Origin of the sequence: Burkholderia sp. AcTa6-5 (assembly GCF_017815075.1) — a bacterium.
Lineage (GTDB): Bacteria > Pseudomonadota > Gammaproteobacteria > Burkholderiales > Burkholderiaceae > Burkholderia > Burkholderia sola.
Map to the genome: position 1 here is coordinate 199,279 of NZ_JAGIQE010000014.1, position 16,357 is coordinate 215,635.

Sequence of the window (16,357 nt, forward strand, 5' to 3'; positions counted from 1 at the left end):
AGGGCCATAGTGGCGACCCGCCCTTCATAAAATCGGCGGTCCTCATGGCTTGCGTATTTCGAGCATTCTGATTTATTCGCCCCCCCGACTCGATAAATTCGAGATAAGCGTGCGCGACGCCCGGTTAGAATCGCCGCGTCTACCTATGAGCACGGTACCGATTGACAGATCGGCGTGACCATCTGAAAAGCGTATGGCCATCGAACCCGAGGATCTTCTACCGCATTTTGAGCGTGAGTTGGGTCTGCTGCGCCGCTCGACGCGCGCATTTGCCGAGCTTTACCCCAAAATCGCAGCTCGCCTTGCAATGTCCGGTGAGCACTCGGATGATCCACATGTCGAACGGCTGCTGCAATCGTTCGCGTTGATGTGCGCTCGGCACGACATCCGACTCGAAGATGAGGTGCCGGAGTTTACTCACGCGTTGATTGACTCAATCCACGGAGCGTTCCTGCGGCCGTTTCCGTCTTGTGCAATGGCCCAATTCCACGTGGATCGAGCCAGCAAGCAAGCCGAGCCGCGGCTTGTTCCACGCGGCACGCAACTGGTGGCGCCGAATAGCCGTCAGGTGTTCCGCACCGCCGCCGACGTCACGTTGGTGCCGTTGACGGTCTCCGGTGTACGTTACGCGACGTCGACCGTCGCGCCGATGCAAACCACACTGCCGCCCGACACGACGGGGATTTTGTCTTTCACCCTTGAGTTTACATCGCCGTCAACCCAGTTCTCGGATGCTCCGGACATGCTGCGGCTGCACTTGGCGGGGGAGAGGGAGGTGGTGGCCGCGCTCGCCGACGGCGTGCTGTTGCACGCCACGCGTGCCTTTGTTGAATTGGACGGCAACGGGCGCTGGCGTCGGGTGGACATGCCGCTGGCGGCCGCAGGTTTCGACGATGCCGACGCGCTGCTTCCGCCGCCTCGCCACAACACGATTGCTCCGTTTCATCTGCTGATGGAGTACGGCGCGTTTCCCGCGCGCTTTGACAACCTCGATCTGAATTTGGCGCGGTTGAAACGGTTGGCGGTTGGCGCGCGCCGGATCACTTTGCATTTGGCCCTTGCCGGCATCCATCCGGACTCACGTCGCGCTCAACGGCTGGGCGCGGCGTCGGCCGACAATCTCCGGCTTTTTTGCACACCAGTAGTCAACTTGTTCTCGAGCAATGCGGAGCCGATCGAAACGAAGGCCGGGCAAGCGTACTATCCGCTGAAACCGTTTTCGCTCAAGACCGCAGCCACGAGCGAGGTGTGGTCAGTTGATCAGGTTCGCATAACGACCGCCCGGGGCACCGCGATTTTGCCGCCTTTCGAATCGCTGCAGCACGCGTTTGACGCAGCGCCAGGCCTGTATTGGGTTGTTTTGCGCGACGAAGCCCGGCGCGCGCCGAGGCAGCCGTCCGAGCCCGCCAAGCCGGGACAGGAAGCGCTGCGCGGACAGGCAACTGGAGCGCGCGCAGACGGGTTGCGTGGCTTGGAACTCGCACTTGTGAATGCTCGCGGTGAGCCCGTTGATCCGGCCGCTCAGCGCCAACTCGACATCGTGCTGTCTTGCACAAATGGCAACCTGGCGGACATACGCGAACACCAGTTGGCCGTGCGTGACGGGGACTCCGGCGACGAAATCGAGCTATTGGCGCAGCCCAGCGCGAGTCCCGCGCCGGTTCTTCGCCGCGGCGAGCTGTGGGAATTGCTGTCGTGGCTGGTTCCGCAGGCAGTGCGGCTGAACGCCGAAGGCCTCAATGAATTCAAGCAGCTGTGCACCCGCTTCGGCAAGTTTGCCCCCGACGCCGGGCGGCGTTTCGACGCGCTCGTATCCCTGTCGACTGAACGGGCGCGGCGCTGGATGCCAGGCAAGCCGGCTTCAGCGTTCGTCCAAGGATTGGAGATCCGGCTCGTGATTGACGAGCCGCGTTTCGTCCAATTCAGTCTCGCCGGATTGGGGCGCGTGATGGATCGACTATTTTCCCCGTACGTTCCTGTCACCAGCTTCGTGCAAATCGTCTTGGTCTCGGCGGAGACCGGTGCGGTATTGCGACGCGGTAAACCCTGCGCCGGCACCCAACCACTTATTTGATTGGCGGGTGGAAAGGGTATCGCCAGGGAAATTGCAAAGGAATTTCAGGTATCTTTCGCTGGCAAACGTTTTGTCCTACAGTAGCGGGGCCTCAAGTTGGTGAGCCAATTGGGGACAGAACCTGAGACGAAAATAAAGGGAATTCAAATGAGTTTCGCCCCGAATGGCGGTATTCCGGCTGGTTCCGGCGGGAATCTGTTCGGCTCGCTGAGCGCGCTCGGCGGCCTTGCCGGGCCGGTTGCGTCCACGGTAGCAGGCCAGATTGGCCCGCTCGCCGGCGTCGCAAGTCATATCGACACCGTGCAACGCGCCGTCCAGCTCGCGCAGACCGGTTTCTCGCTGATGAACAAGACGCCGGCCGCGATTGCGGACGCGCTCAACAATGCGGCCGGCGGCGTTGCTCGACTGACTCAGCTAAATCGATACGTGACCATCGATTCGCCGCTCGGTCCGGACGTGCTGCTGGTCAGCACCGCGGTTATCGACGAACACGTCAATCGGTTGCCGGAGATCCACCTGGATTTGCTGTCACACCAGCATGATCTGGTGCCCGACCAACTGATCGGGCAACCGATCAAGGTCCGATTCGACCAGAGCGCACGGCAGTCCACGCTTGAGCGCATCGTGTCGTCAGGCGCCACCGACAGCATCCGTTACTTCGACGGCTATGTCACGTCGTTCGATCGGGCGGGCAATCCGGGCAAGGTGACGCAATATCAAATGACCGTGGCGCCGTGGTTCTGGTTTCTGACGCGCTCGACCGACTGCCGGATTTTCCAGAACAAGACCGCGCAGGATATCCTCACCGAGATTTTCCAGGATCACGGGTTCACCGATTTCGAATTCGACATCCGGACTGCGCAGAAGCCGCTCGAATATATCGTGATGTATCAGGAGTCGTATTACAACTTCTGCGCGCGGCTGATGGAGCAGGAAGGCCTGATCTGGACGCACCGCTACGAAAAGGAAAAGCACTTCCTTGTCGTTGGCGATACGAATTTCGTTTTCCGTCCGATCGACGGGCTGGCCAATTTGCCGTATGCCGCTACTGCGGCGAGTGAAGACAACGGCATCGACCAGTTGCATGAAGGTCGGCGCTTCGGCGTCGGCAAGATCGCCTTTCGCGACTTCAATCACCAGAACCCATCGTCGCCGCTGATGCTGGTGCAGGCCGAGCCGGAGAATCTCCGGCATGCGGGGCTCGAGACAACGGAGCGTTTCGAACACCAGTCGTTGTTCGATCACGGCGATGACGGCGACCGTTACGCTCGCATTGCGATGCAAGCAGAAGAAGCAAGCGCGCATCGGTATACGGGCAGCGGCTATGCGTGGCGGATGACCACTGCAGGCAGCGTGACGGTGATGAACCATCCGGTCATGGCCAACAATCAGGAATACGCCATCCTGCATGTTCGTCACGAGGCCGTGAACGATTACACGGAACACAACGCAAAGCTGCCGTACCGCAATACATTTTCTCTGCTCCCGAAGAAGTTTCCGTATCGTTCACCCAGAAATACGCCGAAGCCCGTCATTCATGGCACGCAGTCGGCAATCGTGGTCGGCCCAAAGGGCGAAGAAATTCACACGAACGGCAGTGCCGTGAAGGTGCACTTCCTGTGGGATCGCCGCGGCAAGTTGGACGGCTCGGATTCGATGTGGATCCGCGTGTCCCAACCGTGGGCGGGTGACGGGTGGGGGGCGGCCGCCATCCCGCGGATCAATCAGGAGGTCCTGGTCGCGTTTAATCAAGGGGATCCCGACAATCCGGTCATTGTGGGCCGCGTCTACAACGGCCAGCAGGGCAACCCTTATCACGGTGCTGCCGGACAGACGATGGGGATCAAGAGCCAGACCCACAAGGGCGCGGGCTCAAACGAATTGCGATTCTCCGACGTGAACGGCGCACAAGAAGTCTTTCTGCACGCGCAGAAGGATATGAACACGGTCATCAAGGATTCGGAAACGCACACGGTCGAAGCCGGCGGTCGCACGGTGTCGCTGCTCAAGGGCAGCGAGACGAAGCAGATCGCGCAGGGCGGACTGAAGGAAACCATCGCGTTGACGCGCGACACCACGGCGAACGTGATCAATACGAAGGCCATCGCGAGCAAGGCCGGGCCCGGCATGCAAAGCCATCAGGCGAGCGACGGCATCGAGCATCGTGTCGGCGATGGCGTCGTGACAATGACGCCGGACAGCATCAAGCTGACCTTCGGTCCGTCAACGATCGTCATCAACGCGAACGGGATCTATCTCGACGGGCCGGTCATCCACCTGAATCGCGGCAGTGCGCAATCCGCGGAACAGGCGCTCGCGCTCGAGTGGGCGGCAGAGCAGGCGACGATCGCGAAGGGGCTGGCGAGCCCCGACCCGGCGACGCGCGCGGCGGCGGCCAAGCTGGCGAGCTCGCTGAAGGCGCAGCAACTTGCGAAACTCGCGGATCACGTGTATCACCCGAACGATCCGCCGCCGACCGGGTGGAAGATGGCGACCAACGATCCGGAAGCATTGAAGGCGTTCGGCCTCAAGCCGAGCGATTTCGAGAAAAGCGGTAGCAACTTCGGGTCGCAGATGTATATCCCGGATCCGAATGTCTTCGGCGACAGCATGAAGCCGACGGTAGCGTTCAAGGGCACCCAGCAGCTCTTCGGCGAAGACATGAGCAACAACATGGCGCAAGGGCTCGGCGCCGATGCGCCGTATTACCGCAATGCGGTCACGATCGGCAAGAACATCGAGACCACGGGCGCGTCGGCCGGCGTCGATTTCACCGGGCATTCGCTCGGCGGTGGCCTGGCGTCCGCTGCAGCCGAGGCCAGCGGCGGTTCGGCTGTGACCTTCAATGCTGCAGGCCTCAATCCGGAGACCGTCGCGCAATACGGCGGGACCGCCCAGCCGGCCAACATCACGGCCTACCGCGTCGACGGCGATATCCTGACCGGCCTCCAGGAAGGCCGCCTCGGACCGATCAGCGACGGTACGGCGGCGTTGATGCCCAAGGCGGTTGGCAGCCCCGTCACGCTCGACGGTGAAAGCGTGACCACGGTCGGCCGTCACCTGATGGGTGACGTGACGAACGGGATCAACCAGCAGGTCGCGAAGGATCAGCTCGACCTGGTCTCCCAACTGAATTCATCTCACTGATGCGATACAAGAAAGCGATAACCGCCGGCGCGATTGCCGCACTCGTTGGAGTGTCCTCGCCGCTCTGGTGGCCCACTCAAGCCCAAGGGACGAACATGACTGGCTTCAAGCGTTACGCACCGGAAGATTTCTTTTCGGGGCAGCAACTCACGTTGGCTCAGGCCATTCATGACGGCGATCTCACCCGCGTTCAGCAGCTCGCGCCCAAGACCGATCTGAATGCTCCGGGCGCGAAGAATACGACGCTGCTGTCGTATGCAGTTCAGGAAATCGTTCCGGTCAAGAACGACGCGTCTAATCCGCGCTTCCAGATCATTTCGGTGCTCGTGAAGAACGGCGCGGACCCCAAGGCACCGGTTGGCAGTAGCGGCGGATCGGTCGTCGATGTCGCATTGCGGGCCGATACGCCCAATCTGCTGCGCGTGTTGTTGAACAGCGGGCTCGATCCCAACTGGCTTTACAACGGCGACACGCCGATGATCTTCGCGGTTGCAGAGAACCGGCTGCTGCCCCAGCTGAAGCTGCTGGTCGAGCACAAGGCGAACGTGAATGCTCGCGATTCGCTCGGAAAGACGGCGCTCTTCGAGGCGACGATGATTCAGCAGTGGGATGTCGTCGATTACCTGCTCGCGCACGGCGCGGATCCGAAGATTGCCAGCCAACTCGGCGTGTCGTACGGATGGGTGCTGCAGAACGAGTTGAAGAACCATACGGTTGCGGACTCGCCGGCGCGTACGCGTATCGAAGAGATTCGTCGCAAGATCGTCACGGCCGGCGCGCCGTGGCCGCCGCTCGATCCGAAGGCGCAGCGCGCAGCGATGCGCGCTCGCGGCGAGAAGGTCGTGACGCCGGCCGGCCAGACAGATTGAACGCACGCGCGACCGTTGAAGTGTCGTGCAATGGATTCGGGAAATGACGAACGTTCTTGATTCGACGCCGCGTGTCAGGCGAGAGGCGGTCCTCGGTGTATCGGGGGTACTGTACGTCCTCTCGCTGACGATGCCGGCGATGCATTTCGAGAAAGAAGCGTCGCTCAGCGGGATGTCGGTTCTCGCCCAGGGCTGGTGGGGACTGTTCATGCTCAATCCAGCATGGCTCGCCAATCCGCTCTACATAGTTGCGGCCATCCAGCTCGCTCGGAGCCGATATATGCGCGCGAGCCAGCTTTCGGCCGCTGCGTTCGCGTGTGCGCTCTGTTCACTGTTCACGACAAAGTGGTACTTCAACGAAGCAGACGCGACGCCGATATCCGGCTACGGCGTTGCATTTTATGTGTGGCTCGTCGCGCATATCGTATTGCTTGCGGGCAGCTTGCGCTTGCGCCGGGAAAGCATCGTCGCGTTGCCGGGAAAATGAGTGTCGGCGCGTGTGGGCGCTGATTTAAACCCATTCGAACAACTACACATCACGAGAGAACTAGCATGACGGATTCCGAAAACCGTATCCGGATTCACGAAGGCAGCATCGTTCTGCCGGACGGTTTCGAGGATCGCACGACCAACCTATTCGTGCCGGCCGATACGGCTGCGCAGCCGAACCTCAGTGTCGCACGCGACTGGCTCAAGGACGGAGAGACCCTTGCGCCGTATATCGATCGGCAGATCGCGCTGCTCAAATCGAGGCTGCAGGGACACCGGGTGCTTTCGCGTCAGGCAGAACGGCTTGGGCCAGAAACTGAAGGCATGCCTGGGGAGCGCATTGACGCTGCCTATCGGAACGGTCCCAAGACCGTTTTTCAACGGCAAGGCGCATTCATCGTTGCCCCGGGACGCGTGCTGATCTTTACCGCGTCGAGCGCGAAGAGCTTCGGCGAAACGCTCGACGCATTGTGGCGCAACTGGCTCGACGGCTACCGTCCGGCAGAACAAGAGTCGGCATAACAACAGCAAAGGACCATCATCGTGTACGAAGCCGCACGAGTCACTGATCCGATCGATCACACCAGCGCACTTGCGGGCTTTCTGGTCGGAGCCGTGCTGGGCATCGCCCTGATCGCCGCAGTGGCGTTCGCCACGTTCACATGCGGATTCGGCGTGGCGTTGCTGGCCGGCATGATGGCCGGTATCGGAGCGCAGGCTCTCCTATCAATAGGGGAGTCGATCGGGAAGATGTTCAGCTCGCAATCCGGCAACATCATTACCGGTTCGCCGGACGTCTACGTCAACTCCCTTTCGGCGGCCTATGCGACGCTGAGCGGCGTGGCTTGCAGCAAGCACAATCCCATTCCGCTTGTCGCACAAGGATCGACGAACATCTTCATCAACGGGCGGCCCGCGGCGCGGAAGGACGACAAGATCACCTGCGGCGCGACGATCGGCGACGGTTCTCACGACACGTTCTTTCACGGCGGCACGCAGACATACCTGCCGGTCGACGACGAAGTGCCGCCGTGGCTGCGAACGGCGACGGAATGGGCATTCGTGCTGGCGGGTCTGGTCGGCGGCTTGGGTGGGTTGTTGAAGCAGGCTGGCGGCCTGTCGCGTGCGGTCCTGCCGTGCGCTGCGAAGTTCATCGGCGGGTACGTGCTCGGGGAGGCTTTCGGGCGGTACGTTGCGGGGCCGGCGATCAACAAGGCGCTCGGCGGGATGTTCGGCAACCCGGTCGACGTCACGACCGGAAGAAAGATCTTGTTGGCCGAATCGGAAACGGACTTCGTGATCCCGAGCCCGATGCCGGTCGCGATCAAGCGGTTCTATTCGAGCAGCATCGACTATGCGGGGACGCTTGGCCGTGGCTGGGTAGCGCCGTGGGAGCTTCGTCTGCATGCCCGCGACGGGCGGCTTTGGTACACCGACGCGCAAGGGCGCGAGAGCGGATTTCCGTTGCTGCGTGCCGGGCAAGCCGCCTTCAGCGAAGCGGAGCAACGGTATCTGACCTGTACGCCCGACGGCCGCTACATCCTGCATGACATCGGTGAGACGTATTACGACTTCGGCCGATACGATCCGGACTCCGGCCGCATCGCATGGGTGCGCCGCATCGAGGATCAGGCTGGGCAGTGGTGCCAGTTCGAGCGCGATAGCCGCGGCCGCGTCACCGAGATTCTGACGTGCGGCGGATTGAATGCCGTTCTCGATTACGAGCAGGAACACGGGCGGCTTGGCGCGGTCACGCTCGTTCATGGCGATGAGCGCCGGCTGGCCGTCGCTTATGGATACGATCAGAACGGCCAGTTGGCGTCGGTGACGGATGCAAATGGCGCGGTCGTGCGCCAGTTCGTATATACCAACGGCCTGATGGCGAGTCATGTCAACGCACTGGGTTTCACGTCCAGTTATGTGTGGTCGACGATCGAAGGGCAGCCGCGGGTCGTCGCATCGCGCACCAGCGAGGGCGAGGACTGGTCGTTCGAATACGACGTCGACGGCCGGCAGACGCGCGTCCGGCACGCCGATGGTCGCACCGCGCACTGGCGCTTCGACGCACAGTTTCAGATTGTCGAGTACACCGACTTCGACGAGGGACTCTACCGGATCAAGTACAACGACGCCGGCATGCCGGTGATGCTGATGCTGCCCGGTGAGCGCACGGCCGAGTTCGAGTACGACGACGCGGGCCGGATCGTCGCCGAGACTGATCCGCTTGGCCGCACGACACGCACTCGCTATGACGGCAACAGCATGCGGCCCGTGGAGATTGTCGGGCCTGACGGTGGTGCCTGGCGTGCAGAATACGATCCGCAGGGTCGGCTGCTGGTGAGTCAGGATCCGCTTGGCCGCGAAAACCGCTACGAGTATCCGAAAGGGCTGACCTCGCTCCCGCTCGCGCACATTGATGCACTGGGGGGGCGTAAGACTCTGGAGTGGAATAGGCTCGGCGAGCTCGTCGCGCGCACTGACTGTTCCGGCAAAGCGACGCGAACCACTTTTGATCCGTTCGGTCTGCCGGTTATGCGTGAGAACGCGCTTGGTCAGCGCATCACGTACGATGTGCGTCCGACCGGCGAGCCGCTCCGCATTACCTATCCCGACGGAAGTTCGGAGACCTTCGAATACGATGCAGCCGGGCTTATGGTTCGGCACGTTGGCCTCGGCGGAAGGGTCCGACAGTCGCTGCGCAATGCGCGTGGCCAGGTCGTCGAGATAAGCGATCCAGCAGGGCGCCGAACCCGTTATCGGTACGATGCCGACGGGCGGCTTCGAGAGCTACTGCAGGACCGCGCATGCTATGCGTTCACGTACAGTGCCGGCGGTCGGCTCTTGACCGAGACGCGACCGGATGGCGTGGAACGGCGGTTCGGGTACGGGGACGCTGGCGAATTGCTCACGCTTGACATCGTAGGGGCCTCGGTCAATGGCGCTAATGCGAACCGCCCAATTCGCACTATTCGCTTTGAGCGCGACCGGATGGGCAATCTGAAGGTCCAGCATACGCCGACCGAGGTAACCCGCTTTGAGCGCGACAAGGGCGACCGGACGGTGAAGGTTGAGCGTACGCCAACTCCAGCCGGTATTGCGCTTGGCATCACTCCTGACGTCGTGAGCTTCGAATACGACAAAGCGGGTCGCCTTATGGCCGAGCACGGCGTGAACGGCACAGTCGAATATGTGCTCGATGCGCTCGACAACGTGACAACGCTAGCGCTGCCGCACGACCAGACCTTGCAGATCCTGCGGTATGGTTCAGGCCACGTTCACCAGATCCGTTGTGGCGATCAGGTGGTGAGTGACTTCGAGCGTGACGATTTGCATCGTGAAGTGATGCGCACGCAGGGGCGGTTGACTCAGCGTTCCGCATACGATCCGCTTGGTCGGAAAGTCTGGCAGTCGGCAGGATTCCAACCCGAAGCGCTCGGTCGTGGGCGCGGGCACTTGTGGCGGAATTATGGGTACGACGCCGCTGGCGAGCTCATCGAGATGAGCGACGGCCTCCGTGGCAGTACGCAGTACAACTACGATCCTGCCGGGCAGCTGACCCGGCGGGTGAACACGATGGATCGGCAAGTTGAAGAATTCGCGTGGGACGGCGCCGGCAATCTGCTTGACGATGCGCAGCGCAGTAGCCGGGGGTACGTCGAAGGCAATCGCCTGCTCATGTGGCAAGATCTCCGTTTCGAGTACGATTCGTTTGGCAATCTGACGACGAAGCTGCGCGGAGCGAACCAGACCCAGCGGTTCACCTACGACGGGCAGAACCGACTGATCGCAGTCCGAACGCACGACGCGCGTGGCACAGTCGAATCTCGGTTCGAATACGACCCGATCGGGAGGCGGATTGCGAAGACGGATACCAGTTACGACCTGCGTGGCGTAAAACTGCGCAGCGAGACGAAGCGGTTCGTATGGGAGGGGCTACGGCTCGCCCAAGAGGTGCGCGAGACTGGCGTGAGCAGTTACATATACAGTCCAGATGCGTCGTACTCTCCAGCGGCACGCGTTGATGCGGTTATCGCGAATGCACTGGCGGCGGCAGCGATCGACACGGCGAAACTGGCGTCGCGGATATACCACTTCCATACGGATCTGGTGGGCGCCCCATTGGAAGTTACAGACGAAGCTGGAGAGCTAGCGTGGGCGGGACAATATACGGCGTGGGGCAAGGTCAAGCCGAACAGTCGAGAACTGACTTCGGCACGCACGGACCAGCCGCTCCGCTATGCCGGACAATATGCCGATGAAAGCACAGGCCTTCACTATAATACTTTCAGGTTCTACGACCCTGATGTAGGCCGGTTCATTAACCACGATCCGATCGGGCTGCTGGGTGGCGACAATTTGTATGCGTATGCCCCCAATCCTACAGGATGGATCGATCCGTGGGGCTGGTTTGGTGAGAAGCCGTTGAACTCTCCGGATGTGACGAAATGGCTTGAAAAAGGTGGTACCGTTCACGTCGAGGTGGAGTCGGGGACGTGGGTATATACCAACGCAAAAGGTACGGTTGTCCGTTATCCAAATGGTTATCCTGATTTCAAGCCGTATGAGGTCAGATCTGTAGACGTTGAGGGGCTGAAAGGAAATCACAGTAGGGCGCCAACAGGGGACTTTGGATTGGCGGATGCAAAGGCGGGAAGCCCCGCCGACTACACGAAAAATACTTGGCACCACCACGAGAACATGGTAACGATGCAGGAAATTCCGAAGGATATTCACAGTGAGTTCACCCATAGGGGTGGTGTCTCTAATTTGAAGAATCAATCGTCGTGTTAAGGAGGTAAGGTGCCAGTTCTGTATGGAGCAAAACCTGCACAGCCGCTCCTCGGTAAATTGGAGGCGGAACTCGGATTCGTTCTTCCGGCGGATTACAAGGATTTTTTGAAGAAGTGGAACGGCATATTCATTGGTGGCGCCGACTATCTCGATTTTGATTTTCCCGGTGTCGATAATGGAATAATTTCATTTGCTTCGCTTTTTGGAGTCGGAACAAGTAACGAGAATTTTGATTTAATCGAGCAAAACGAACGTGTCAGAGGTGAGGTCGATTTTCTAAACGATTTCTTTGTTATTGGAGATGATCCAGGGGGTAATTACTACGCGCTGGCGCGATTCGATAACGTTGAAAAGGTCCTATATTGGGATAGAACGCATCTGCATGCGGATGACACAGCGAAGCCGGATATTGCAGAGGTGTCAGAATGTGGCAACCTCTACAATGTAGCCGATGGATTCTCGGCATTTCTGAATATGATCGTCGCCGGAACACGGCAAATGCAGTTCGTCGCGGTCGACGACTGGCCGGGCTAAAATATGGATGTCATCGTCGCTGAGATCTCGCACTAGGGCGGTATTTTCAATGATTAAGGGTTGAAGGCGATGAATGACGATTTTGAACAAGCGCGAACGGCATTGCGATCATTCATATTGGAAATGAATCGGTGGGAAAAGGATTTTTACGAGAAAAAGCATAGTGCTCTGAAAAGTGGTGGCGATGTTTCTGGTATTGATGACCGTGCACGAAAAGATCTTTCTGCTATCTTGGAGAAATGGGCGTTCCAAGAAAAGGCAAACCAAGGTCGTTTGATTGACTTGGGTTGTTCGGATCCGCCGACATACGATCCTGAAACTGATGTTGAAGATAGCGTCGAATCCACAGACGGAGAGGTGGTTTTCACCATTCGCCAGACATCGGGAATGTTGACGATATCCCGATTCACGATGAAAGAAAAAGCGGGTAAATGGATGGTGAAGAAAAAAGAGTTTCTTAATTTTAACGACAAATGGCAGCGCTCAGTTCTCTAACAACGTCGTTCGCCCCGTTTCTCTGATTGGGCGTTGTCAAGCCGGACGGAATGGGGCACCCTTTGGTTCCGCGCAGAAAGGTAAATAGTATCGGTCCGGATGTCGTGGGTGCTGAGAGTAACACGCCGACATTTTTTCTTGAGCCGGGGGGGGCGGGATGCACGAGGAGCTGCACCGCGCCATAATAGCTGATGGATTCTCGGTATTTATGGAATTTGGATGTGGGGCGGTGCGTGAGTAACGTTTACGGTTTGAGGCAGGATGAAGCATTTCAGCCTCTCGTTCAAGTCGATGATGACCGTGAAATCGCATATGACAAGAGCGTAGCTATACGAGCAACCGCTCTATGTGGGCGAGGGTTTGGCCAAGACTATGACCCCGTTAAGCTTACGTGGGGTACTTCGCGCAGAAAAAAGACCAGCGACGTTCATACGATGCTATCTCCGTTTCTTCTGTTTAGTGAGAGGGCGCTTGATGTATTGGCGCCGGTACTTCATGACAGCGGGGAGATATTGCTGGTCGAGGCGCCGATAAAAGACATGTTCGGATTTCATGTAACCCGGGTGATCGAGAGTGCTGTCGATATGGACGCATCAAAATTCAAAGTCTACCCTCGGGCGACGGTTTTTAATAAAATATTTCTTCTGAAGAGTCGCATTGAAGGGGTTGATATATTTCGCCTAAAAGAAAGTCCTGCTACAGTATTTGTATCCGAGCGTTTTAGGGAGCTTGTAGAGCAAAATGAATTAAAAGGGTTCGATTTCGGAGAGGTCATTTCGCAATCTGAGAAGTAGGATTTCGCAACTGCCGGTGATTGGTCAGAGAATGGCCCGGGTGGTCTCGATTTCACGAGAGTAACGTGTGAGAATCATACATCGGGGTGGTCGACTTCTAGGCCTCTATGCGCGGGTACGCCAACGAAAGGAATTTAGCGGAGCTGCAACGTTGTCACTCGATCAGTTGAAGCGAATGCGAGAGGCTCTTCGTCCATACGGACTGAAGTTGCTGGAATCGGAATGGAAAGGCTGGCACGCGCAGTATCGATTTCGATGTCGCAAGGGACACGAATCAAGCCGATGCGGCTCCTATCTGTTCTACACGATGGTCCAGTGTCCGGCATGTCGCGTTGACGAGGTCCTTCGTCAGATCCATCAACTCGCGCGCCACGCCGGCGGCCGCTGTCTTTCGGAGCAGTACGCGGGCCGAGGCACACGACTCCAGTTTGTATGTAAGGCAGGGCACGTTTTCGAGAAGACGGTCGAGAATCTGCGAAAAGGCTCTTGGTGCGTGCTCTGCGCGAGGGCGCAGCATTCGAGGCGCATGGCCGATCCGGATGGGATGACGCGTATGCGAGCCGCGGCGAGAGCGAGAGGCGGCAAGTGTTTGTCGGCCGGCTACACGAAACTGACAGAGCGCTATCGTTTCCGGTGTGCTCTTGGACACGAATGGGAGACTTCCGGTACCGAGATCGTGCGGGGTGCATGGTGTCGCATTTGTTCGGACCGAGAGAAGGTGCACGCATATCGTCACAAGGACGGCCTGCCACGGTTACGTGAACGAGCGAAGAGCCACGGTGGGGTTTGTCTCTCGAAGGTCTACGAGGGCAGCAAGGCCTACTACAGATTCCGGTGTGGTGCTGATCACGAATGGGAAACCCAAGGCGCGAGAATCTTTCGTGGTGCTTGGTGCCCGGAGTGTCAGCGGGAGGCAATGCGCTTTGGTATCGAGCGCATGCGGCAGCGGGCGAGGGAGCTCGGCGGCCGGTGCTTGTCTGAAACATACCGAAACGCGGCGACTCGGCTGGAATGGGAGTGCGAATACGGCCATCGTTGGGAGGCTGCTCCTGCGGCAGTTGTACGGGGGCATTGGTGCCCAGTGTGTAGCCGCGACGCGTCGAGGCTTGGGCTTGATCTGATGAAGAACATTGCGCTTGAGCGTGGTGGGAAGTATATCTCAGCGACTTATGTGAATAGCGCAACCAGACTTGAGTGGGAATGTGCCCGAGGCCATCGATGGCTCGCCACACCGAATACGATTCGACGTGGCCACTGGTGTGCTCGGTGTTATTTCATCAGTATCACGACAACCGAAGAGACTCGCCGCAAGCGGCGACATGAAGCGGTCGGGAGGTGAGCTTTTCAACCGGATGCGCGACGCGCCGGCGCGTTTCAGCTCCGTGAGATTGTCTTTGGCGGACAATGACGCTATAGGATATGAACCGTTGCTCAATCGCTCATGACGTACTGTTTTGTTATGCTCTGGTGTGATCGCATGGAATCAGAGACGAACGATGCTCATTCGAGAACAAGGGCGCCTCATCAAGTTGCTTCGGGTCGAGCCTCCAAAGCGGCCTTCCATCAGGGCGCGGGCGCGCGAATGTGTCATCGGTACGTTTCGTGCCGATGAACCTGTCCCGACTCGTCTGCTTGACGCTTTGTCCCGCGACGAGCGGAAGCTGCTCGAGCGATGGCTCGAAGCCTATCGGGAAAGCAAGGCGCGCGATCAAGTGCGCCCCGTGCTGGCCAGCGCATCCGAACAGCTCGAGAGGCTCGTTGGTGCGCTCGAAGTGGCGGCCGACACTTTGTCGAGCGCCGAAGCAGATCAGATTTGGGCGCAGCTTCATGCGATTGCGCGCACGTTGAAGAGAGCGGGGCATCCGCGGCCGCGAGCAGCACGTCGGCCGCCGGCGCCACTGCCAGGGCAGCAGGACTTCTTTGGTGAATTCGACGAGCTCGAGCGGCTGGCCGAACAATGAACATGCGCCGCTTGATTTTCTCTATGCGAGGCGGACGGGCAGAGGTTGGCGCACCGGTCGTCGTCTACAACAACGACATCTGGCTCGATGTGCTTTCGCCGATCGCTTGGCCGGTTTCCTTGGCGGCCCGGTTCCGCCGAGCTGCGGATTGCGCATGCCCGTTTGGCACTTCAATTTCGGTGATCTGCTGATACTTACGTGCCCAGTCGGCCCCGAGTACATCGGCGGAGAACACGACACCCGGCGCAATCTGAACAAGCTGGCTCATCGGCAGGTCTTCCTAAGCGGACTGAACGTCGAAGTGCGCAGCGGCGTAGCGCGCGCTGCAGTTCCACACTTCGACGCCGTCACGCGTGAACGTAGCCCATCCATCTTTCACGATCATCTCTGCACACGGAAATACGTCGCGATGTCCGTTTGCCGTTGCCGCGACGATCGTACGCTCCCGACACGTTGTCCAGTATTTCCCGTCGGACAGAGGCGGGACATCGGGATCACGTGTCAACTCGGCTCACTGTTCGATCAAAAAGCGACTGCGATTCTTGGCCTGCGCAATCCAATGCGGCGCTTTACCGCGGCCGCTCCACGTCGCGCCGGTCTTCGGATCACGATACTTCGGCGCAATCGGGGCACGAGGGCTCGATGCAACGGCGCGACGTCGACCGAAAAGTTGTTCGGGCGTGATCCCGTATTCGGCAATCTGTTCGCGGATGGAGGAAATGATGGCGTCCAGCTCTGCAAGCCGCGCTTCTTCCGCTTGCCGTGCCAGTGCGTCTGCCTGTGCTTTAAGTTCGAGATAAGTAGACATATTTGGAGCAGGATTCCGTTGTTGGAAAGTGGTGCGGGAAGCAACGCGCACAGCTTCAACGCATTGTTGCGGCTTGTCAAATCGCCGCTACGGCGCAGGTGGAAATACGGTCGGCCGACATCATTGGCCAATGAGCACTGCAAGCGCTTGGAGGCATACCGGAAAGCCAAACAATACAGTGGGGATCGCTATGAACACGGCAATGACTATCGTGAGCGGATCTGATTTTTTGACCCCGATCGCTCCCGTGATCAGGAAAACGATAGTCGCGACGACTGTGACGACAACCTTGATAGTGAGTGATGTCATTTTTCCAATCGTAAGCGTCATTTCGTGGCCGCATGGACAGAGCTGCAGCCGGTGTCCAAAGTGATGTCCGTTACTTCAAGTGATGG

At 59.1% G+C, this 16,357-nt stretch carries 14 protein-coding genes; 10 read left to right on the forward strand and 4 right to left on the reverse strand.

The window, feature by feature from the left end; genetic code table 11:
- Positions 1-193: 193 nt before the first annotated feature.
- The 10 genes from tssF to J8I33_RS20340 all read left to right on the forward strand — a co-directional run bounded on the left by tssF (position 194) and on the right by J8I33_RS20340 (position 15,154).
- Positions 194-2,074 (forward strand): type VI secretion system baseplate subunit TssF, encoded by a 1,881-nt coding sequence (tssF, locus tag J8I33_RS20295; RefSeq protein WP_209938964.1) that lies wholly within the window; start codon positions 194-196, stop codon positions 2,072-2,074.
- 147 nt (positions 2,075-2,221) lie between these two features.
- Positions 2,222-5,221, forward strand: a complete 3,000-nt coding sequence (gene tssI, locus J8I33_RS20300) for a type VI secretion system tip protein TssI/VgrG (protein WP_209938965.1) — start codon at positions 2,222-2,224, stop codon at positions 5,219-5,221.
- A complete protein-coding gene (locus J8I33_RS20305; protein ID WP_209938966.1) occupies positions 5,221-6,090 on the forward strand; it encodes an ankyrin repeat domain-containing protein in 870 nt (289 codons plus the stop codon). The genes tssI and J8I33_RS20305 overlap by 1 nt, the downstream gene beginning before the upstream one ends.
- 43 nt (positions 6,091-6,133) lie before the next feature.
- Positions 6,134-6,577 (forward strand): hypothetical protein, encoded by a 444-nt coding sequence (locus J8I33_RS20310; RefSeq protein WP_209938967.1) that lies wholly within the window; start codon positions 6,134-6,136, stop codon positions 6,575-6,577.
- A gap of 65 nt (positions 6,578-6,642) precedes the next feature.
- Entirely contained in the window at positions 6,643-7,101 is a 459-nt protein-coding gene (locus J8I33_RS20315) for a DUF1795 domain-containing protein (protein ID WP_209938968.1), read from the forward strand.
- 21 nt (positions 7,102-7,122) lie between these two features.
- A complete protein-coding gene (locus J8I33_RS20320) occupies positions 7,123-11,370 on the forward strand; it encodes an RHS repeat-associated core domain-containing protein (RefSeq protein ID WP_209938969.1) in 4,248 nt (1,415 codons plus the stop codon).
- Positions 11,371-11,379: 9 nt separating this feature from the next.
- Complete coding sequence (locus tag J8I33_RS20325) at positions 11,380-11,904, forward strand: SMI1/KNR4 family protein (RefSeq protein ID WP_209938970.1); 525 nt, start codon at positions 11,380-11,382, stop codon at positions 11,902-11,904.
- A 69-nt stretch (positions 11,905-11,973) separates the two neighbouring features.
- A complete protein-coding gene (locus J8I33_RS20330; RefSeq protein WP_245172258.1) occupies positions 11,974-12,399 on the forward strand; it encodes an NTF2 fold immunity protein in 426 nt (141 codons plus the stop codon).
- Between the two features lie 233 nt (positions 12,400-12,632).
- Positions 12,633-13,193, forward strand: coding sequence for a DUF1629 domain-containing protein (locus J8I33_RS20335; RefSeq protein ID WP_348636021.1), 561 nt, complete (start codon positions 12,633-12,635; stop codon positions 13,191-13,193).
- A gap of 1,496 nt (positions 13,194-14,689) precedes the next feature.
- Positions 14,690-15,154, forward strand: coding sequence for a hypothetical protein (locus J8I33_RS20340; RefSeq protein WP_175768841.1), 465 nt, complete (start codon positions 14,690-14,692; stop codon positions 15,152-15,154).
- 64 nt (positions 15,155-15,218) lie between these two features.
- Here J8I33_RS20340 and J8I33_RS20345 read toward each other — a convergent pair whose 3' ends face one another.
- From J8I33_RS20345 to J8I33_RS20355, 4 genes are all read right to left on the reverse strand, one after another.
- Positions 15,219-15,422 (reverse strand): hypothetical protein, encoded by a 204-nt coding sequence (locus J8I33_RS20345; RefSeq protein WP_209938973.1) that lies wholly within the window; start codon positions 15,420-15,422, stop codon positions 15,219-15,221.
- Between the two features lie 12 nt (positions 15,423-15,434).
- Entirely contained in the window at positions 15,435-15,659 is a 225-nt protein-coding gene (locus J8I33_RS34540; protein WP_245172246.1) for a hypothetical protein, read from the reverse strand.
- Between the two features lie 6 nt (positions 15,660-15,665).
- Positions 15,666-15,962: an H-NS histone family protein gene (locus tag J8I33_RS20350; protein WP_209938974.1), complete on the reverse strand. Its 297-nt coding sequence runs from the start codon at positions 15,960-15,962 to the stop codon at positions 15,666-15,668.
- A 120-nt stretch (positions 15,963-16,082) separates the two neighbouring features.
- Entirely contained in the window at positions 16,083-16,271 is a 189-nt protein-coding gene (locus J8I33_RS20355) for a hypothetical protein (RefSeq protein WP_133670438.1), read from the reverse strand.
- Between the last annotated feature and the right edge of the window lie 86 nt (positions 16,272-16,357).